Here is a 20,788-nt window from a genome sequence, read left to right as displayed (position 1 = left end):
CAAGAAGGTATGCCGAAAGCGCATGGCGCACTTAACGTGGCGGTATGACGCAAACACGCGCCCCCCACGACGGCCACCACGAACACGGCCACCACCAGCAACGCGGCGCCGACAGCGGGCAGGCGGAGATCCTCGACCTGGACGCGGAAGTCCTCGCCGAGCACATCGCCGCCATCACCAAGTGGCTGCCCCTGAAGAGCGGCCCGCGCCAGATCGTGGACCTGGCCTCCGGTACGGGAGCGGGCACCTTCGCGCTCCTCGAGCGCTTCCCCGAGGCGCACGTCACAGCCGTCGACGCCTCGCCCGGACACCTGCAACGGCTGCGGGAGAAGGCGTGCGCCCGCGGTGTGGGCGAGCACGTGCGCACCGTGCTGGCCGACCTCGACGACGCCACCTGGCCCGACCTCGGAACGCCCGACCTCGTGTGGGCGTCGGCCTCCATGCATCACATGGCCGACCCCGACCACGCCCTGCGCACCGTCCGCGACCTGCTCGCGCCCGACGGCCTGTTCGCCGTCGTCGAGCTGGCCGGCCTCCCCCGCTTCCTGCCCGAGAACGCCCCCGCCGACCGGCCCGGCCTGGAAGACCGCGTCCACGCCGCGACCGACCGCTTCCACGCCGAGCACGTGCCCCACCGCGGCGCCGACTGGGGACCCATGCTGAACACCGCCGGATTCGCTGTGGCAGGCGAACTCACCGTCGCCGTCGACATCGACGGGTCCCGCAACGCGGCGATCGGCCGCTACGCCTTGGGCGCGCTGCAGCGCATCCGCGGCGCCGCCGCCGCCGAGCTTGCGGCGGAAGACCTCACCGCACTCGACCGGCTGCTCGACACCAGCAGCCCGCACAGCATCCTGCGCCGTGACGACCTCGCGGTACGCACCGAGCGCACCGTCTGGGCCGCGCGCCGCAACTGACGCGCCATCCGGGGCGGGGTTTGCCCTGCGGCAGCCCCAGCACCCAATGTCTTGGCCCCGGAGTCCTATCTCGGGACTGTAAAGCTAACGGCGGATCTGATGATCAAGAGAGAGACACCAGATGACCGAGAACGCCGTTGAGTCTGAGTCCGTGGAGCAGGCCGTTGAGTCGCCGGTAAGCCAGGCGAGCATCCCCGACGCGGCACTCGGCGGAAGTGGCGGTGCTGACCCACCTGCTGGGGAGGCCCAACGACGCGGGCAGCGTCCTCGATCCGTCTGGCTACACCGACCCCGGCCCGGACTGCCCGTTCACCGACCACCGTCAGGCACTGGCACTGGACCGGCGTGTAGGGGTCACAGTCGATCGACTCCTCCGGAAGACCAGGTCGGCCACGTCGTCGACGTCAGCGAGGAACTGGACGTGCCCACGGTGCTCCTACGCAATGCTCAGCATGCCCGTGCCCGATTTCCGCGCCCGCATCGTCGACACGACGGTGCGATCATCGCTCGCCGACCTGCGCGAGGGCGCCCGCGCAGGGCGGGCACGTGCAGGTCGACGTTGACTCGGGGGAACTGCAGGGAACTGCTTGCATGACCGTGATAATCCGAGCGGCGGGGACAGCGGAGCCACAACCGACCGTCGCGGCATGCTCCGTCCCGATGAACGATCGTCAATCGGTCCGGGTGCGGAGGCTCCGCGCCAGGGTGGGGATCATCACCGTCGCAGCGACGAGGTGTAGCCCGAGGAGGGCGGTGGTGGTGGCGGTGTTCGCCTCGGAGAGGAGGGGCGGGACCAACGAGATCGCGGTCAGCGACACTGCCGTCCACACGAATCGCTCGGCGGGGCGAGCGCTCCAACGAAGAAGAGCGGCGGCAATGACGATGCCCACGACCGAGAAGAAGCCGGTCACCACGGCGAACCCGGACAACGGGATCGTCTCGCCACCATCGGTGACCTCGAAGTCGACGCCAACGGCCTGGGCAAGCGCAGCGGCGAGGGTGGTGGCCACCATCGCTGCGAGCGTGGCAATGAAGCCGGTGCCGGCGAGCCCCCGGAGTCGGTGGGTGTAGCTGGTCTGGCCCGATGCCGGGCCTGCGACGACCCCGGTGTCATTCATGCTGTTCATGTCGTTCCTCCATCATTCGGTAACTGGCGTACGGGGTGTGTTGACTGGCACGTGACGGTCCTGGCCCTGGGGTGTCACTCAGTCGGGTCGACCGGAGTACGCCGGTCGGTTCCGCTGCCGAGGGTGGGATGCGCGCCGCTGATGTGCACCTCCCAGCGGTCCACGCGAAGCACCCACAGCCGGAGGTCCGCCTCGCCGGTCAGTTCCTCGGCGGTGAAGGCCCGGGCACCACGCTCTGGACGGAACGCTCTGGGCAGGTGCTTGGCGAGGGCAGCGGGTCCTGCTGGGCCGGCGGGCGGTGTGCTGTGGCGTCATGGGGCCGGCGTCGTCGGTGGGTGTCGTCGGCGGCCAGGTGACCGTCGTGGAGAGCCTGGTGTACGAGACGGTGTGATCAGGCCGCGGCGCCGAGCTGCGCGGCGATGCCCTCCAGGCACCACGTCCAGCCCACGCGCATGTGCTCGGCGGTCAGGGCGCCCGACAGGCCCTCGACCGTGAGCTCCAGCCGGGTCCCGCCCTCGACCGGCAGGAGCAGCACCGTGCAGCGGGAGCGCTCGGCCATGTCCTCCCCCGCGGTGAGCACGTCGAGCACGAGCCGCTCCACGGGCTCGAAGACCGCGAAGGTGGCCGTCTCGCTGTTCGCGTCGCCGGCCGGGCGGGGGCCGAACCGCAGCCGGTAGCCCCCGCCCTCGCGGGCGTCGACCTCGCAGGTCGACACGCGCCAGGCGGGGTCGGGGCAGGCCCAGCGCTGCAGCAGGTCGGCGCGGGTCCAGGCGGCCCAGACGCGCTCGGGCGGCGCGGGGTAGGTGCGCTCGAGGTCGAACGACAGGAGCGGGGTGGCGGTCACGTGTCCTCCAGGAGGGTGCCGAGAGCGTCCAGCCGGGTCGACCAGAGCGCCTGCTGCTGTGCGGTCCACGTGGCCACGGCGACGAGGGCGTCGTCGCGCAGCCGGCACTCGCGCACGCGGCCGCGCTTGACGGTCGTCACCAGGCCCGCCTCCTCGAGCACGCGGACGTGCTTGAGAACGGCGGGCAGCGAGAGCGTCGTCGGCGCCGCGAGGTCACCGGCGGACGTCGGCCCGCGGGCGAGCCGCTCGACGATGGCCAGGCGGGTCGGGTCACCCAGGGCCGCGAACTGACGGTGAACCATAAGGTTTACTGTTGCGTCTCGACGCGCCCGTGTCAACCCGCTCGTCTACGCAGCTGGTCGGTGGGTTGGCGCGGCGCGGCTGTCGGCGCAGGGCTCGCCGTCGCCCGGTCGACCCCGAGGGATGCCACCCCCGGCGGGCCGCCCGCTGCGCTCTACGGAGGCACCCGAAGTGATCGGCTAGCGGGAGCCGGTGAAGAAGCGGCTCGCGGGCGTGCTCACGACAAATCTCGATCATGGACTCGATCGGATTGGTGGACCTCAACGCTCGCGGACACGAACCGAGACACGCGGCCCTCACCGAAGCACATCGACATGGCCGCACCACCGAACGGCCGCAATGCGCTGATCCGAGTTTGGGAAATCGGGGTGTGCGTTAGGGTTTCAGATGCCTTTCTCTTGATCATCTGGAGATGCTCCCATGCCGGAAGTCGAGCCGTTGCGGTCCGAGGACCCGCGAGGAACTGGCCGCCGACCCGCGCGTGCGCGAACGCTTCATGAAGGAGATCGCCGCCGCCCGCCGGGTCGATCCGTTCTGCATCGCGCAGGTCCTGGACGCGTCGTTGGACGGGCCGCGGCCGTACATCGTCACCGAGTACGTCGACGGTCCCTCGCTGCAACAGGCGGGGCCGCGGGGCAGCGCGGCGGCCGTCCAGCGGCTTGCCGTCGCCACCGCGACGGCGCTCGCGGCCATCCACGACGCGGGCATCGTCCATCGTGACTTCAAGCCGTCCAACGTGCTGCTCGCCCCGGACGGTCCCCGGATCATCGACTTCGGGATAGCGCGCGATACGGAAGCTCCGCTCACCGTCACCAGCGGCATCATCGGTACCCCGGCGTACATGGCGCCCGAGCAGTTCGAGGGACGGTTCGTCGGCGCGCCCGCCGACGTGTTCGCCTGGGCCTCCGTCGTGGCGTTCGCGACCACAGGACGGCCGCCGTTCGGCGCGAATTCCTTCCCGGCCATCATGAACCGGGTGCTCCAGGGTCAGCCCGATCTCGGCGACCTCGCCGAGCCGCTGCGTTCCGTCGTGACGTCCTGTCTGGCCAAGGACCCCGCCGACCGCCCGACCATGCGGGACGTCATGATGCGCCTGGTCAGCGTCCGTTCGGTGGTGACCGCCCCGCAGGCACCCGCCCCACCACTTCCCGGAGCCGCCGTCGCGGTACCGTCTCCCGGGCTTCGGCAACAGCCGCCCGTCCCCGTCCCCGTCCCGGTCCCGCAATCGCCGCTGCCAAGCGCGCCGCCGCCAGGCCCGCGCCCGCCCGAGACCACCGCTCCGGGCACGCGGCGGCCCGCCCCAGGGCGGCGCCGCCTGGCTCTACTGGCCGGAGCGGGCGGCGCGGCGGTGCTGACGGTGGCCGTGACCATGACCGTGCTCTTCTGGCCGAACCAATCGGAGGCCGATTCCGACGAGAACGGCGCCGATGCCGTCGGGGCGGCGTCAGGGGCCGACTCGCAGCGCCAGGGTGTGGTCAGCCCGACCGCGTCGGGATCTCCGACGAACGGCACGACCGGTGAGCCGTCGCCCGGCGCCTCGTCACCGGGATCGAAACCCAAGTCCGGCACCGGCTCCGGTTCTTCGCCAAGGACAGGCACCGGCTCCGGTTCTTCGCCAGGGACAGGCACCGGCGACAGCCCCGAAAGGCCCGCGTCCCCGGCCCCGACCAAGTCCAGCGGAGGTGGCGGCGGCGGTGGAGGGATCGCGCTCTCGGTGTTCGGCACCAAGAGCGGAAGTTGCTACACCAAGGCCGGCTACCGATACACGATCAGCTACCCCAATCCCAGCCACCAGCTCTTTCAAGACGGCAGTATGATCACCGACTCCAGCCAAAGAAGCTTCGAACTCCGAGCGTCCGGCGGTTGGACCTCGGGAACCCACCGCATCAGTGTCTACATGGACGAGCCCAATGTCGTAGACAGCGTCACCTTCACCGCCTGCTGACGCGCCGTCCCCACCCCGGCAAGGAAGTCGCACCGGCCTGGCCGACCGCACAACAAAGGCGTTCGGCCAGCCCAGCAGGCAGTCGATACCGGCCTTGTACGCAGCCGCCGCACGCGAACAACTGCATGATCACGCCTGGAGGGGAAGGGCACTGACGCTAGCGCAGCGCGAAGGACTTGATGATCGGGTCGGCGACCGCGGCAAGCCCACCCGGCTTGGCGTTGAGCGTCACATAGCAATACTTGTTGTGCGATACCGGTACACGGACGTCGATGGTTTCGCTGGTCACGCCGGTGAACGTAGCAGTCTCGGTGTAAGCGATCCGGAGCGCGGGCTTCCCGCTGACCGTGATATCGGTGATCTGTGCCCCCTTGTGGAAGGCCTGTGCCCTTTTCCGCAAGCCGTCGAGTGAGGCGTCCATCATTTCGCCGGAGTCGCACGCCGCCGCCAAATTGGTCGCGAACGCCCCGGACGCGCTGGCCGGATCGATCGCCCAGACCGCGCCCTTCTCCTTCAGTAGCCTCAGCATTTCCTTTGCCAGGTCAGCGGCCGAGTTGTCCTTGATCCCGTACGCCCCGGCCACGACCTCAGAGGAGTCGGTGGTGGGATCAACCTTCTTCCACTCGGTCGGCACCGTCACGACCAGCTCATTTGTTACGAGTTGCTGCCCTGCGGAGGACGATGGTGATGAGGACTCTCCCGCATGCGGTGTTCCAGTGGTCTCCTTCGCAGCAGGCGTGTCCGCGCCAGAACATCCGACGACCAATAGAGGTGCGGTCACAGCCGAGACGAGCAGCAGCATGCGCTTCATTAGTCGGTCTCCCAGGGATGGTTCGGAGAACGAGCACACCTCTCCGAATGGATCTGCCGGATGGTATCGGTCTCGGCCTTGCACTCGAAAATCGGAGACTTATCGCGCGTGCGGCAACGCCCATCGCGTCCCTGAACTGGGGTGTTGCAACCTGTGGGTGCCGAAAACCCCGTTCACACCGTGACCTGCGGAACCCGCCGAACAACCAGACCATCAGCAGATACAGGAGGCCTAGGAACACGAGTGCTGAGGATAGAAGGCCAGGTCAGATGCCATCGACGAGTTATGGCACCGCACACCCTGCCGACCGACACAATCAGCCGCGACCTGGCCTGATGGACCGGGTGCGGACGGTACGGGGCCTGGAGGCGTGCGGTCCCCTGCTCGCTGAGGGCGAGGGCGGCGATCGCGTCGTCAAGGTGGGTGAGCTTGTCAGCGCCTCACGGCGAATGTGGATCGGGGCTGAAGGCGGTGCCCACCACCAGGCGGCCACTGCGGGAGCGGACCGTCTGCACGTCGCCGTCGCGCTCCACGGTGACGCCTTCAGCCTCCTTCGCCGTCAGGTCCGAGGCGCCGCGCAGCACGACCACGGTGGCACCATCGCCACCCAGCCCGGGGTGGAACGCCAGGAACGAGTCCCCCACCTCGGCGAGCTCCGCATTCGCCCACTCGAGTCGGCCCAGTGGGGTGTCGAGGCCGAGGGCCAGCATCGCGCCGGTGCGCGGCGGCACGAGCAGCGGGCTGCCGTCGCCGACGGGCGTGCCGTCGAGGGCGAGCCTCCCGGTCACCTCGTGGCCCGTGACGTTCGCGAGGTGGAGGAGCCGCTCGCCGTCCGCCGTCGAGGTCGTCGTGGCGAGCAGTCCCGGCACGTCCGACTCCAGCCCCAGCCCCGGGGATACCCCCAGACGCTGCATCGCGCGGCTGAAAAGCACCGGCGCAGAGGGCAGTTCAGCCGCCAACACGATCGCCCTGCCCTCACCCACCGCCACGTCGACGCCGCACACGGCACCGTCGACGCCGCGCAGCACCGCTTCGCCCCGCTCGTACTCGACCGACTGGAACCAGCCGACCCGGGTCTCCGGCCACGGCGCCGCCCAGCCACTCGCGACGACCGAGGGGAAGTATTGCTCGCGGTCCCAGATGACCTCGCTGGCTCTCAGCCCGAGGGCGTCGGCGAGGATCGTACAGCGCGCCCCGGCGAGGTCGCGCTCAGGCACGCGGCCCAGGAGGAGCACGCCGCCGCCATGGGCCAAGTGGTCGACGAGCCCCTGCTGCACCTCAGGCGGCAGGTGCCGCCCCGAGGAGAGTACGACGACGCCGCTGGGCTCATCGCGCTGCAGGTGCACCGCCCCGAACCGGTAGCCGCCGAGCAGGAGGGAGCGCACCAGCGCGCGCCGGGGACCGGCGCCGCGGTGGCGCTGGAGGTCCTCGACGACTTCGGTCATCAGCGCGCTGTCGGGGTGGTGGTACTCGGTCGCGTAGGCGTCAAGGACGAGCCCGAGCTGCACCGCGTCGTGGTCCTCCTCCATGCGGGCCAGCCAGCGCTCGTGGACCCGTACCGCGTGCACGACGCGGGACGTCGCGTCATAAGTCATGCCCTTCTGGCCCTCGGGACCGACGGGGGCGGCGGTGCCGTGCCGTTCGCCGGTGAAGCTGATCCGGTCGTTCCCGTCGCCCACCGGCTCCTCGAGCGGCGGGTTGATGCCGCCCGCGAAGAGGTAGTAGTTGACCATCCGGTTGCCCTGCGCGAGCGAGCGGCGGGTCTTGAGGTCGACCGTGCTGGGGTCGTACTGCAGGTCCAGCCCGCCGCCGTAGTCGCCCGAACCGGCCTCGAACTCCAGGGAGGTGGTGGGCTGCCCGGGCCCGTGCACGGCGTCCATGAAGGCGTTGATGACGTAGAGGTCCGTCGTCGTCGAGAGGGTCATCTCACCCATATAGTGGTCCGAGCCGGACAGCATCCCGGGAACCCCGGCGTAGGTCTCCACGAGCTGGCTGATGCCGATGGGGAACGGCTCGCCGCTCCCACCCTCCGTTCCGTGGATGTTGACGAGGAACGGCACGCCCTCCACGCCCTGCGCCTCGGCCATGGCGCGCAGCGTCTCGACGTAGCGCCGGAAGCGGTCGCGCATGAACAGCGCGAGGTCCTCCCGCAGCGGCCCCGCCCACTCCTCCTGCGGGGAGCGGACCTCGGTGAGCCCCAGTGGGTACGGCGCCGTGCCGTTGTTGCGCCGGCGCGCCCACTCGGAGAAGTCGGCGACGAGGTGGTCGGTGAGGTCCGGGCCGTTGGTGACCCAGGCGAGCATGCCGATCTCGTTGTCGAGCTGCACGGCGATGACGTTGCCACCGGCCGGCTGCAGGCGCTGCGCGATGAGCGGCATGATCGCGGCGAACCACCGCCCGCACTCCTCGACGTATGCCGGCGCCAGGTAGTCGACGGTCCGCGACGACGCCGGCTTGGCGTCCCACCCGACCGGCACGATCTCGGGGTGCTCGGTGTAGAGCCGGTACGGCAGACCCTCGTTCTTCAGCTCGGCCATGATGAACGGCCCGGGTCGAGCGATGAACCACAGCCCGTGCTCCGCGCACAGGTCGATGAAGGCCGCGACGTCGCGCTCGGGCCGCGTCTCGCCGGTGACGTCGATGGTGCCGTCCGGCAGCTCGTGCCAGAGCCATGGGATGTAGGAGGCGACCGCGTTGCAGCCGGCCTCCTTGAGCAGCAGGATCCGCTGCTCCCATTCCTCGCGGGCCACCCGGAAGTAGTGGATCTCGCCCGCCATCACCACCCTTGGCTCGCCGTCGATGACGATCTGCTTGTCCGTGATCTCGATCATGGTGCTTTCCGTTGGGGGACAGAGGGTTCCGGGCTATGCGTGGTGCTGCGAGGGCGACCCTGCGCCGAGCGGCCCGGGACGTCAGCCCGTCACCGCGATGGCGAGGCTCGAGCCGTGGAGGGCGTCCGGCCCGGCGGTCAGGACGACATCGCCGACGTCGATGCGCTCGCGGTTGTCGCGGCCGAAGTACGAAAGCTGCTCCGCCCGCACGGTGAACCGGGCGGTGCCCTTCTCGCCCGGCGCGAGGTCGAGGTGCGCCCAGTCGAGGAGCTCGGTGAGCGGGCGGGTGACCTCGGCGACCAAGTCGCGGAACGACAGCTGCACGGTCTCGCGGCCGGGCCGCTCGCCGGTGTTCGTGACGTCGACCTCGACTTCGACGCTGCCGCCCTCGCGGGCGAGCTCGATCGACCCGGCTGCGCGGAGGTCGCCGTACGCGAAGGTCGTGTAGGACAGGCCATGGCCGAACGGCAGCCGGGCGAAGACGAGGTCGTCGAGGTAGCGGCCGAGGCGGTCGTCCTCATCGTGCTCGATTAGACGGCCCGTGGGCCGCTGGTGAGTGCTCGTCGGGATGTGCCCGGTCGTGAGCGGGAACGTCATCGGCAGCCGGCCGTGCGGGCTGACATCGCCGAATACGACGGAAGCCAGTGCGTTGCCCGCCTCGACACCGGGGTGCCAGACGACGAGGACGGCGTCAGCGGCGTCGAGGACCGGGCCGAGCTCGAGCGGCCGTCCGGTGTAGACGACCACGACGAGCGGCTTGCCGATCCGGGCGAGCTGCTGTACGTACTCGATCTGGCCGGCAGGCAGGCCGATGTCCGTGACGGAGTTCGCCTCCCCCGAGCGCCAGGGGTGCTCCCCCACGACGGCCACGGTGACGTCGGCGTTGCGGACCTGCTGCACGGCGCGATCGCTGAAACGGCCGTCCGTGACGAGCAGCCGCTCCTCGCCGAGCCGCTTGCGGAAGGCCGTGGCCGGGGCCACGACGTCCTCACCGCGGCCGTCGAGCGTCCACGTGCCCAGCAGCTCCTCGCCCGCCTCGGCGTACGGGCCGGTCAGGTGGACCGTGCCAGACGACGGGTCGAGCGGGAGGACGCCGTTGTTGGCCACGAGGACATGGGCGGCCTGGGCGGCGCGGAGCGCCACGACCCGGCTCTGGGGCGTCGGAGCATTGCTGCGGCCCGGGTCGCCGACGTAGGGCCGCTCGAAGAGGCCGAGCTCGAACTTCAGGCCCAGGATGCGGCGGACCGCGTCATCGACAAGGGCCACATCGACCTCGCCGGACTCGACGAGGTCGGCGAGGTGCGCGGCATACGACCCCGAGCACATGTCGAGGTCCACGCCTGCCTCGATGCCCTGCCGGGCGGCGTCCCGCAGGTCGGCCGCCACGCCCTGGTTGACGAGCTGGCCGATGCCGTTCCAGTCGGCGACGACGACCCCGTCGAAGCCCCACTCGCCCTTGAGCACGTCGCGCAGCAGGTGGCGGTGGGCGTGCATAGGGATGCCGTCGACGTCGTTGAACGCCGCCATCACAGTGCGGACCCCGGCCTGGACGGCGCTGCGGAACGGCCGCAGGTGCAGGTTGCGCAGCGTGTTCTCGCCCACCGAGACCGTGTCGTAGTCGCGGCCCCCGGCGGACAGCCCGTAGCCCGCGAAGTGCTTGACGCAGGCGGCGATCCGGTCCGGGTCGCCCGGGTCGACGCCCTGGAAGCCGCGCACGAGGGCAGCCGCGAGCCGGCCACTGAGCACCGGGGTCTCGCCGAGCGACTCGGCGACGCGGCCCCACCGCGGCTCCTCGGAGATGTCGACCATGGGCGCGAACGTCCACGCCACCCCGTCGACGACCGCCTCGGACGCCGCCACCCGCGCGACCTCCTCCAGCAGGTCCTCGTCCCACGAGGCGGCGAGCCCGAGCGGGATGGGGCACACCGTGCGGTGGCCGTGGATGACGTCACGGCCGAAGAGGACAGGGATGCCGAGCCGGCTCTCCTCGACCGCGTGGCGCTGCGCCTCGTCGATGTTGGCCGCGAGCACGCCCTCGTCCCGCTCGTTGCCGCCGGTGGCGCCGCTGGCGAACAGGCTGGAGCCGATCCGGCCCTGCGCGAGCTGGGCGGCGTCGTCGTGCGGGTGGATGTTGGCGACCTGATGCGTCTGGCCCACCTTCTCGGCCAGCGTCATCTCCGCCAGGAGGGCGTCGACGCGGGCGGCGGTCGGGAGCGAGGAGTCGAGCCAGGGCCTGGTGCGCTGGGCGGCGGTCATGTAGGAGATCTCCACGGTGAGCTCGATGTCGTTGCCGGACGCTGCGGCCGGCAGGTCGGACCGGGGCGTGCCGGGCACGTTCTGGCGGACCGCGAGGGCGGTGCCCGCCCGTCTCGGTGTTGATGGGTGTGCGGTCGAGGTACTGGCCGACGTGTGCCGCGAGGCCGGGGGCGTGGGCCATGACACCTCTGTTGTATAGCAGCGTGAAGCCCCCGCCTGACAAGGCGGAAAGCGTTGTAAATAAATGAAACTCAGTTCCTGAGCACGAACTCTAGTCGTGAAAGTACTTTCATGGGCGCGAAGGATTGACAGATGACCATTGGACAGATGACCATTTGCCGAACTTGGGGTGACGACAAATCCCCTTCCGGAGGTCAATCAATGGCGACAAAAACCAAGGTTGTAGCATTTGCTGTTTGCGGTGTGCTCAGCCTGTCAGCATGTACAGGCGGCGACTCCGGCGGGGGCTCTGCCGCCGATGGTGGCGGCGGGATGATTCCGCAGCTCATGTTCCCGTCCGACGCGCCGGCCACCATGGGCGGCCTCGTCGACTACAACCCGTACGCCGTGAACGCTCTGACGAAGACCTGGCTCTATGAGCCGCTCATGGTGCGCAACGGCATCAGCTGCGAGATCACGCCCTGGCTTGCCACCGACTTCGAGTGGGGCGGCGATGCCACCACCCTGACGTTCACCATCCGGAACGGCGTGAAGTGGTCCGACGGCCGGCCGCTCACGGCCCAGGACGTCGCCTTCACCTACAACCTGGCCAAGCAGTACCCGGCCATCGACCGCGCTGCCATCTGGAAGCCGGTGTTCGGCGCCCCCGCCAAGAGCGTGACCGCCGAGGGCAACAAAGTGACGATCGCGTTCAAGGGCAACGCCGCTCCCAAGTTCGACGAGCTCATCAGGCTGCAGATCCTGCCCGAGCACGTCTACTCCAAGGTCGGCGACGTCACGAAGTACATTGACAAGACGCCCGTCGGCTCGGGTCCCTTCAAGGTCGGCAACTACAATGGCCGCCGCCTTGAGCTGATCCGCCGGGCGGACTACTGGCAGGCCGACAAGGTCAAGGTCCAAAAGCTCATCCTCGAGGGCAACTACGACGCCGCCCAAGCCTCGCTGAAGCTGCGCTCCGGCCAGCTCGACGCCTATTGGGGCGAGATCCCCAACCCCAAGCGCGCGTTCGTCGACGCCAACCCGAAGACGAACCACATCTACTACGCGCCGAACGGCAGCACAGTGCTTAGCCCCAACGTGGAGAAGGCGCCTTTCGACGACGTGAAGTTCCGCGAGGCGATCGCCCCCGCGCTGAACCGCGGGGAGATCTCCGAGAAGGCGACCTACGGGATCATGAAGCCCGCGAGCCAGACGGGGCTGAAACTCCCGGCCGCGGCGAAGCTGCTGCCCGACGAGTACTCCGCCAATCAGGGAGCCGACACGGTCATCCCCTACGACGCGGCCAAGGCCGACCAGATGCTCGACGCGGCCGGCTACAAGAAGGGTGCCGACGGCAAGCGCACGACCCCCGAAGGCAATCGCCTGAACGTCACCTTCACGGTGCAGGCCGGGTTCATCGACTACCAGTCGATGGCGGAGGTCATCGCCCGCAACCTAACCTCGGTCGGGGTGCCGACGAAAGTCGTCGCCACCGCGCCCGAGTCGGTCGACGCGCAGAAGAAGTCCGGTGACTTCCAGGTGCTCCTGGAGTACCTGCACGGCGGCTGCGAGAACGCCAAGAACATCGGCGGCAAGCTCGCCTCGGACCAGATCCCAACGAAGACCGAGGTCCTGCCGAACGTCGAGCGCTGGAACGACCGCACGACGGACACCACGGTCAAGGAACTCAGCGGGACAGTCGACGAGGCGAAGCAGAAGGAGCTCGTCGGCAAGCTCGTCCACACGATGATGACCCAGTACCCGGTCACGCCCCTCATCTACGCTCCCGCGCGGATCCTCTACCGCACGGACAAGGCCGTCGGCTGGCCCAGCGAGGAGGACCCCTACGCCCAGCCCGCCGACGACCGGCTGCTCATCCTCACCCACCTGAAGCCGGCGAAATGATGGGCGCCGCCCAGGCCCGTACGGGGCCGGGGGGTCCGCCGTGAGGTACTTCACCCGCAAGATCGTGTTTTTCCTCGCCACCCTGTGGGCGGCGATCACGCTGAACTTCATCATCCCCCGCCTCCAGCCGGGTGACCCGGCCGAAGTGATGGTGCAGAAGCTCGCCGGCAAGGACGCCCAGCTCAACCCAGCCGCCGTCGAGGCGATGCGCGCCATGCTCGGCGCGCCGGAGGGCAGCCTGTTCGAGCAGTACATCGCCTATCTCAAGGCGCTGTCCCAGGGCGACTTCGGCATCTCCTACACGTACTACCCGTACCCCGTGACCGAGGTCATCGGCCAGGCCCTGCCGTGGACGCTCGTCCTCGTCGGCGTGACCCAGATCCTCGCCTTCGTCATCGGCGTGACGCTCGGCGCGTACGCCGCGTGGCGCCGCAACACCCGGTTCGACAGCATCGTGACCCTGGGCTCGACGTTCCTCGGGACGCTGCCGTCGTTCTGGATCGCGCTGCTGCTGCTCTTCGTCTTCGGGTACACCACGGGCTGGTTCCCCACCGGCGGCGGGTACTCGTCCACGTCCCCGGGCCTCAACGTGGCGTTCCTGGGCGACGCGGCATACCACTCGCTCCTGCCGGCGCTCTCGCTGCTCATCAGCGCGCCCATCGGCTGGATCCTCGGCATGCGCAACACCATGATCATGAACCTTGGCGAGGACTACATCCGCCTCGCCAAGGCCAAGGGTTTGCCCGACCGCGTCGTCGCGCTGCGGTACGCCGCGCGCAACGCCCTGCTGCCCAGCGTCACCGGCTTCGCCATCGCGCTCGGCGGCGTCCTCGGCGGCTCGATCCTCGTGGAGAAGATCTACGACTACCCCGGCATGGGCCGCCTCATGGATGAGGCGATCGGCAACCGCGACTTCCCGCTGCTACAGGCCCTACTGCTGTTCATCATCGTCGGCGTGCTGCTTGCCAACCTCATCGCTGATCTGCTCTACGGCGTCCTGGATCCGCGCGTGAGGAGGGCCGAGTCATGACCGCCGGAGTCGTCCAGACAGGCTCCGGCGAGGGCCCCGCCGACGCGAGCGCTGTCGAAGGCGAGTACACCCGGATGCGCTGGCCCCAGCTCATCTGGAGCAGCACCAAGGCCCGCGCCGGAATCATCCTGCTGCTGCTCTTCGTCCTCGTTGCGCTGCTCGCACCGGTCATAGCGCCCTACGAGGGGACGCGCTCCGACTTCGGCGCGCTGCTGCCGCCGAGCGGCGACCACCTGCTCGGCACGACGAGCCAGGGCGGCGACATCTTCTCCCAGCTCATCTACGGCAGCCGGATCTCACTCACGGTGGGGCTGTTCGGTGGACTGGTCTCGACCGCGATCGCGCTCATCATCGGCATGTGGTCCGGCTACAAGGAGGGCACGGTCACCGACGACATCCTCTCGTTCATCACCAACGTCGCCATCGTTGTCCCGGTGCTGCCCCTGATGATCGTGCTCATCGCCTACAGCGAGGTGCGCGGCGTCCCCCTCATGGTGTTCGTCATCGGCATCACCTCGTGGGCAGGCCACGCGCGCGCCAAGCGGTCGCAGATCATCACGCTGCGCAACCGCGACTTCGTCACCGCGGCGAAGTTCGCCGGGGAGGGCAGAATCTTCAGGGAGATCATGCCGAGCATGACATCCCTGGTCGCCGCCGGTTTCGTGGGCGCCGCAACCGGTGCCATCGGCGCGGAGGCGGGTCTGTCCTTCCTCGGCCTCGGCGACCCCAACACGGTGTCGTGGGGGACCATGCTCTACCAGGCCGACGCCCAGGGCGCGGTGGCGCAGGGGCTGTGGCTGTGGGTGCTCGCACCGGGCCTCGTGCTGGCGCTGCTCATCACCTCCCTGACGTTCATCAACTTCGGCGTCGACCTGCTCTCCAACCCCCACCTGCGGGAGGACTGACGTTGTCTGCCAACGGACCCCAGCCCACTCCCCTGCTGCGCGTCCGCGACCTCAGCGTGCGCTTCGAGCCGAGGATGTCACCCGCGCTGACCGCGGTCGACGGTGTCGGCTTCGACCTCGCCGACGGCGAGTTCGTCGGCCTCATCGGCGAGTCCGGCAGCGGCAAGTCCACGCTCGCCACGGCCTTGCTGCGGCTGCTCGACAAGCCCTGCCGGATCAGCGGCGGGTCGATCGAGTTCGACGGCGAGGACATCACGACGACGTCGCAGGACAACCTGCGCCGACGCCGGTGGCGCGACATCGGGACCGTCTTCCAGAGCAGCATGAACGCGCTCAACCCGGTCATGCGCATCGAGGCGCAGTTCCGCGACGCCATCGAGGAGCACAGCGACCTACGCGGCGACGCCGTCACCGACCGGGTCCGCGAGCTGTTCGAGATGATCATGATCGACCCGAGGTTCATGGCCGCCTACCCCCACGAGCTCTCCGGCGGCATGAAGCAGCGCATCAACCTCGCGCTCGCCCTGGCCAACCGCCCGCGCTTCGTCCTGCTCGACGAGCCCACCACCGGCCTCGATGTCGTGGTGCAGCGCTCCATCCTCGAGGCCGTGCGCCGGCTCCAGAAGGAGCAGGGCTTCGCGGTCCTGTTCATCAGCCACGACATCGGCACCGTCCTGGAGCTCTCCGACCGGATCTTCGTCATGTATGCCGGGCGGCTCGTGGAGCAGCAGGGCGCCGCCTCGCTGCTCGAGAACCCGCTGCACCCCTACTCCAAGGGACTGCTGGGGTCTTACAGCGACCCCCGGGCCGACACGGTGCGCGTCACCTACATCCCCGGTCGGCCGCCGGACCTCTCCCGGCCGATCGAGGGCTGCCGCTTCGCGGCGCGCTGCCCCGAGGCCATCGAGCGCTGCCAGAGCGACGACCCGGTACTCCTGCCCCTCGCCGGCGGCAGCGTGGCCTGCCATGTCGCCCACCTCCAGCGCGGCCCCGTGCAGGACGCCCCCGAGGACCTGCCGGAGCCGACCCGCGTCTTCGCCGGCCCGGCGTTCGTCAAGACCGCCGAGGACTCGGCTCGTGCCCTGCGCGGCGAGGTCTTCCTCGAGGTCAGCGACGTGAGCAAGGTCTTCAAGCACCGCCGCGGCCTCAAGCGCCACAGCATCCAGGCCGTCGACAACGTGTCGTTCTCGCTGCGACGCGGCAAGGTCACCGCGCTCGTCGGCCAGAGCGGCAGCGGCAAGACGACGCTGGCGCGGATGATCACCGGCGTCGACCGCCCGACGAGCGGGAGCATCCGCTTCATCGGCTCCGACGGCGACATCGAGGTGGACCGCCTGCCGACCCGGCGGCTGCGCGACTACCGCCGCCACGTCCAGATGGTCTTCCAGGACCCGTACAGCTCGCTCAACCCGGCGCTGCCGCTGCGCTACACCCTGACCCGGCCGCTGCGGAACCACCGCGGGCTGTCGGCGAAGCAGGCCAAGGCCGTCGCCGGCGAGCTGCTCGAGACCGTGGCGCTCACCCCGAGCCGGCGGTTCATCGACCGGTACCCGCACGAGCTCTCCGGCGGCCAGCGCCAGCGCGTCGTCATCGCCCGCGCCCTGGCCGCCGACCCCGAGCTCATCGTCGCCGACGAGCCGATCTCCAGCCTCGATGTCTCCATCCGCGCCGAGATCCTCGAGCTGCTCGAGCAGCTCGTCACCGACCGTGACATCGGTGTCCTCTACATCACCCACGACCTGCTGAGCGCGCGCCTGCTCGCCGACGAGATCGTGGTGCTGAACCAGGGCACGGTCGTCGAACACGGCCCGGTGCTCGACGTCATCCGCAACCCGGCGGACAGCTACACGCGCACGCTGCTCGACGCCATCCCCAACCGTTACCTGAAACCTGCTCAAACGTGAGCATGCTCAGGCAGCTGCCGCTTGCGCGGCGGCGGTCCCGGTCTGACCCGCTGGCGCGGTGCCGGGTTCCTGCTTCACGGGCGACCGCCCGGCGGAGCCGGGTCTTACGTCGCCTCCACAGGCGTTTATCCTCTCCGCCCCACTGGCGGCGAGGTTGAGCAGGTTACGGGCGGCGTTGACGTCCCGGTCGAGGACCAGGCCGCAGCCGTCACAGCGGAAGGTGCGCTCGGCGAGCGAGAGGCTTGGCTTTCGGCTCCCGCATCCCGAGCAGGTCTTGGAGCTGGGATACCAGCGGCCTGCCACCATCAGGCGGCCACCGTTCCAGCGGGTCTTGTACTCCAGCATCCGTCGTGTCGCGTAGAAGCCCTGATCGGCGACAGCGCGGGCGAGGCGCCTGTTGGCGAGCATCCCGGTCACGTTCAGGTCTTCCACGACCACGGTCTCGAAGCGGGCCGCGAGAGCGCTTGTGGCCTTGTGCAGGACTTCGGCGCGCAGGTCAGCGACTCGGGCATGGTGGCGGGCCAGCCGCGCGGCAGCTTTCGCTCGGTTCGCGCTCCCGCGCTGCTTGCGGGAGTGCGCCTTGCCGAGACGCCGGAGTTTTCGCAGGCCCGCGCTGAGTGCCTTCGGCCCGGCGACCTCAATCACCGTGCCGTGGTCGTCCATGGCGGTCAGCAGCGTCTTCACACCAAGGTCCACACCCACAGCGCTGCGCGGCCGGGCATGCCGGGCGGGCACCGCCCGGTCGACCTCGACGGTGAAGGACACGTGCCAGCGCTGCGCCGTGCGGGAGATCGTGGCTGACAGGATGCGGGCGGTCCCGTTCTCCAACCGCCGCGTGAGCTTACGGGTCGGCTCGTGCGTGGCGATCGTGCCGAGCCGCGGCAGCGTCACCGTCCGGCCTGCGCACCGCATGACGCCGGTGGAGAACCGGAACGAGTCACGGCACCTTCCGCGCCGCTTGAACTTCGGGAACCCCAGGCGGCGACCCTTCCGGGCACCCTTGCGGGACTTGACGAACTCACGCAACGCCCGGTCCAGATCCCGGAACGCCTCCTGGTAGACACACTTGGAGTTCTCGCCCCACCACGCCAAAGCCGGTTCGGTCTTCTTGACGGCGTTCCACAGCTTGTGCAGCTCCGCCCCGGAGTACCACATGCGCTCAGCGGCGTAGCGGTCCTGGCAGGCCACCAAGCCCCAGTTCCACGCGAATCGCGCAGCACCCGCGTGCGAGGCCAGCGCCCGCTCCTGCGCGGGCGTCGGGTCCAACGCGAACCGGAACGCCTGAGTCACCTGCACCCGCCGAACGGTACCGGCACCCACCGACAGACCACGGGCCCACGAACACGAATGCGTACAGGTGCTCACGTTCGCGCATGGTCCGCCCAACTGTTCGCTACCCCTTCGACACGCCCTCCCCGCCGGGTACGTCGCCGGTCAGCCGACCCTCCGCCGGCGACGCCCGCCACCATGGCCACGGGTGAGGCCAACGGCGAGCTCACCGCCGGCTGACTGGGCCGACCCGCGCCGGCCCGAACGGAACAGCGGACCGTGAGAACCCGGCATCCCCCTCCCCTCGCACATGACGGACCGCCGCCCGTTCTTGCACGCCTGCCCGAGGCCCGCGAGGATGGCGGTCATGGACGGGACGCGGGCGTGACCGAGGCAGAGGCGACCGACGGACCCGTCACTATCTACACCGTGGCCGAGCGGGCCGGTGTGAGCATCGCGACCGTCTCCCGGGTCCTGCAGGGCTCCGCCCGGTCCTCTCCGCTGACGCGGCAGAAGGTGCTGCGAGCAGTGGAAGAGCTTGACTACGTCCCGCTGCGCGCCGCCCGAACCGTCGATGTCAAGCGTTATGAGGCGCACGGGCTCGTCCTCCCGGGGCTGCAGGGACCCTACTTCGCCGAACTGCTCGCGGGCTACGAGTCGACCGCCGCCCAGTACGGCCAGTCAGTCGTCGTGGTTCTCTCAGGGGGTCTCGCGGACCTCAACACGATCCTGCGGACCCTGCTCGCGCGGGTCGACGGCCTCGTACTCGCCGGCGGCACGGCCAGCGACACGATGGTGCGCACCCTGGCCCGCAGCACCCCAACGGTGATGCTCGCGCGGGCACCGATCGAGGGCTGCCACATGGTCGCGGTCGAGAACCGCGAGAGCGTCGCGACGCTGACCACCCACCTCCTCGGGCACGGCCGACGGCGGTTGGTCTTCGCCGGCGACCCGGAGACGTCCCACGACATCCACGAGCGGTACGCCGGATTCGCGGATGCTCTCGTCCAGGCAGGCCTGCGCGAGGCGCTGCCGCCGATCGATGTCTGGTTCGAGGAGCCCTCTGCCCCGGAGATCGTGAAGCGGCTGCTCGCAGCGCGCAGCGAGGTAGACGCAGTGGTCTGCGCCAACGACGAGCTGGCCCTGGCGACGATGTCGCTGCTCGGGCGCGCCGGCGTGCGGGTGCCCGACGACCTGGCCATCGTGGGGTTCGACGACATCATGGCCTCGCGCTACGTCGAGCCCGGCCTGACGACGGTCAAGCAGCCCACACACAGCCTCGGCCGCTGGGCGGCGATCCGGCTGCACGAGCGCATCCAGGGCCCCACCCGCGACGTTCAGCCGCAGATCCTCCCGACACAGGTGGTGCTGCGCGGCTCATGCGGCTGCCCGTGGGACGGGAGCATTTGCGACTGAACGTTCCGGGATGGCGGCCCGGTTTCCGGGATGGCGGCCCGGTCCGTACGCTCGCTGTGCGAGATCGTCCCGTGGTCGCTCGTTGGTTGCTCGCCTGTCGTGATCTTGTCGCCACACGCCGCGCCACCTCGGCGTTGCACCTGCTTCCCAGGTGGCTACTCCGCCACCGGTGTTCATCGCAGGGTGAGTGGGGTCTCGGATGCGACGCGGGTCAACTTCTCGGGGTTGCGAACGTAGTAGAGGCCGGTGATGCGGGCGTCCTCGACACGGATCGCCAGGACGCCGACGATCTCGCCGTCCAGGCGTACGACGAGTGCCGGGCTGCCGTTGACCACCCCACTGGTGAGCGTGCCTTCGGCCTTGCCGAAGACGCCGGCGATGAAGCGGACCACCTTCTCGGCACCGGTGATCGGCCGTAGCGCGGCCTGCTTGATGCCGCCGCCGTCGCTGACAAGGACGACCTCGGGGGCGAGCACGCCGAGGAGTCCCTGCAGGTCCCTGGTTTCGAGCGCGTGCTGGAATGCCTCCAGGGCCGCCCGGGTCTGGCTCGGGGAGACCACCTCGCGCCGCCGGCGGGCATCGACGTGCCGACGGGCGCGATGCGCGATCTGACGGACGGCCGCGGGGCTCTTGTCGACGGCGGCCGCGATCTCGTCGTAGCTGACATCGAAGGCCTCGCGCAGCACGAAGACGGCGCGCTCGGTCGGCGACAGCGTCTCCAGGACGAGCATCAGCGCCATCGACACACTCTCGGCGAGCTCGACGTCCTGGGCCACGTCCGGCGCGGTGAGCATCGGCTCGGGCAGCCAGGGGCCGACATACGCCTCCTTGCGGCGCTTCATGGTGCGCAGCCGGTTGAGCGACTGCCGGGTCGTGATCCGGACCAGGTAGGCGCGCTGGTCGCGCACCTGCCCCACGTCGACCTTGACCCACCGCAGCCAGGCTTCCTGGAGGACGTCTTCGGCGTCGGCCGCCGATCCGAGCATCTCGTATGCGACGGTGAAGAGCAGGTTGCGGTAGGCGACGAAAATCTCGGTCGCCGGGTCAGTGGCGTGGTCGCTCATATCTCGGCCCCTCTCCCTTGCGACCCCGGGCCCGGTTGCCGAAGGCCTTCAGCGTGCATTCACAGCAAGCTTTGCGTTGGTAGCCGTTCGATCCGACCCACCTGT

The 20,788-nt window shown here is 69.6% G+C and carries 15 protein-coding genes; 7 read left to right on the top strand and 8 right to left on the bottom strand.

The features are described 5' to 3' along the window. Nucleotides 1-44 precede the first annotated feature (44 nt). Nucleotides 45-917 carry a class I SAM-dependent methyltransferase gene (locus HKK74_RS25340; protein ID WP_187245844.1) on the top strand — a complete coding sequence of 291 codons (873 nt, stop codon included), beginning with the start codon at nt 45-47 and terminating at the stop codon, nt 915-917. A gap of 671 nt (nt 918-1,588) precedes the next feature. Here HKK74_RS25340 and HKK74_RS25335 read toward each other — a convergent pair. The 3 genes from HKK74_RS25335 to HKK74_RS25325 form a co-directional block, all read right to left on the bottom strand. Then, entirely contained in the window at nt 1,589-2,044 is a 456-nt protein-coding gene (locus HKK74_RS25335) for a DUF6069 family protein (RefSeq protein ID WP_187245843.1), read from the bottom strand. Nucleotides 2,045-2,435: 391 nt separating this feature from the next. Beyond that, entirely contained in the window at nt 2,436-2,888 is a 453-nt protein-coding gene (locus tag HKK74_RS25330; protein WP_187245842.1) for an SRPBCC family protein, read from the bottom strand. Beyond that, entirely contained in the window at nt 2,885-3,190 is a 306-nt protein-coding gene (locus HKK74_RS25325; RefSeq protein WP_222722719.1) for an ArsR/SmtB family transcription factor, read from the bottom strand. Before HKK74_RS25325 ends, HKK74_RS25330 begins: the two co-directional genes overlap by 4 nt. Before the next feature lie 410 nt (nt 3,191-3,600). On the opposite strand from HKK74_RS25325, the gene HKK74_RS25320 reads away from it, so the two are divergent. Continuing rightward, nucleotides 3,601-5,133, top strand: coding sequence for a serine/threonine-protein kinase (locus HKK74_RS25320; protein WP_187245840.1), 1,533 nt, complete (start codon nt 3,601-3,603; stop codon nt 5,131-5,133). A 157-nt stretch (nt 5,134-5,290) separates the two neighbouring features. Here HKK74_RS25320 and HKK74_RS25315 read toward each other — a convergent pair whose 3' ends face one another. The 3 genes from HKK74_RS25315 to HKK74_RS25305 form a co-directional block, all read right to left on the bottom strand. Further along, the gene (locus HKK74_RS25315) at nt 5,291-5,944 is read right to left on the bottom strand and encodes a hypothetical protein (protein ID WP_187245839.1); all 654 of its coding nucleotides are present in this window, start codon (nt 5,942-5,944) and stop codon (nt 5,291-5,293) included. Nucleotides 5,945-6,384: 440 nt separating this feature from the next. Further along, complete coding sequence (locus HKK74_RS25310; protein ID WP_187245838.1) at nt 6,385-8,775, bottom strand: beta-galactosidase; 2,391 nt, start codon at nt 8,773-8,775, stop codon at nt 6,385-6,387. 81 nt (nt 8,776-8,856) lie between these two features. Further along, nucleotides 8,857-11,217, bottom strand: a complete 2,361-nt coding sequence (locus HKK74_RS25305; RefSeq protein WP_187245837.1) for a glycoside hydrolase family 3 N-terminal domain-containing protein — start codon at nt 11,215-11,217, stop codon at nt 8,857-8,859. A gap of 306 nt (nt 11,218-11,523) precedes the next feature. On the opposite strand from HKK74_RS25305, the gene HKK74_RS25300 reads away from it, so the two are divergent. Genes HKK74_RS25300 through HKK74_RS25285 form a run of 4 tightly spaced genes read left to right on the top strand, consistent with a single transcriptional unit; the run spans nt 11,524 to nt 16,934 of the window. Beyond that, nucleotides 11,524-13,095, top strand: a complete 1,572-nt coding sequence (locus HKK74_RS25300) for an ABC transporter substrate-binding protein (protein ID WP_187245836.1) — start codon at nt 11,524-11,526, stop codon at nt 13,093-13,095. 40 nt (nt 13,096-13,135) lie between these two features. Further along, on the top strand, nt 13,136-14,125 hold the full coding sequence (locus HKK74_RS25295) for an ABC transporter permease (RefSeq protein WP_187245835.1): 990 nt from the start codon (nt 13,136-13,138) through the stop codon (nt 14,123-14,125). Continuing rightward, nucleotides 14,122-15,030: an ABC transporter permease gene (locus HKK74_RS25290; protein ID WP_187245834.1), complete on the top strand. Its 909-nt coding sequence runs from the start codon at nt 14,122-14,124 to the stop codon at nt 15,028-15,030. The genes HKK74_RS25295 and HKK74_RS25290 overlap by 4 nt, the downstream gene beginning before the upstream one ends. A 2-nt stretch (nt 15,031-15,032) precedes the next feature. Further along, nucleotides 15,033-16,934, top strand: a complete 1,902-nt coding sequence (locus HKK74_RS25285; RefSeq protein ID WP_222722718.1) for an ABC transporter ATP-binding protein — start codon at nt 15,033-15,035, stop codon at nt 16,932-16,934. A gap of 6 nt (nt 16,935-16,940) precedes the next feature. On the opposite strand, the gene tnpB is transcribed toward HKK74_RS25285, so the two are convergent. Then, a complete protein-coding gene (gene tnpB, locus HKK74_RS25280; protein ID WP_187245833.1) occupies nt 16,941-18,230 on the bottom strand; it encodes an IS607 family element RNA-guided endonuclease TnpB in 1,290 nt (429 codons plus the stop codon). A 357-nt stretch (nt 18,231-18,587) separates the two neighbouring features. Between tnpB and HKK74_RS25275 the strand changes: the two genes are divergently transcribed. Beyond that, the gene (locus HKK74_RS25275; RefSeq protein ID WP_187245832.1) at nt 18,588-19,619 is read left to right on the top strand and encodes a LacI family DNA-binding transcriptional regulator; all 1,032 of its coding nucleotides are present in this window, start codon (nt 18,588-18,590) and stop codon (nt 19,617-19,619) included. Between the two features lie 173 nt (nt 19,620-19,792). On the opposite strand, the gene HKK74_RS25270 is transcribed toward HKK74_RS25275, so the two are convergent. Then, a complete protein-coding gene (locus HKK74_RS25270) occupies nt 19,793-20,683 on the bottom strand; it encodes an RNA polymerase sigma-70 factor (RefSeq protein WP_187245831.1) in 891 nt (296 codons plus the stop codon). Nucleotides 20,684-20,788: the final 105 nt, after the last annotated feature.

Origin of the sequence: Actinomadura alba (assembly GCF_014323705.1) — a bacterium.
Classification (GTDB): domain Bacteria; phylum Actinomycetota; class Actinomycetes; order Streptosporangiales; family Streptosporangiaceae; genus Actinomadura_C; species Actinomadura_C alba.
This window is presented reverse-complemented; position numbering and strand designations above follow the sequence as displayed.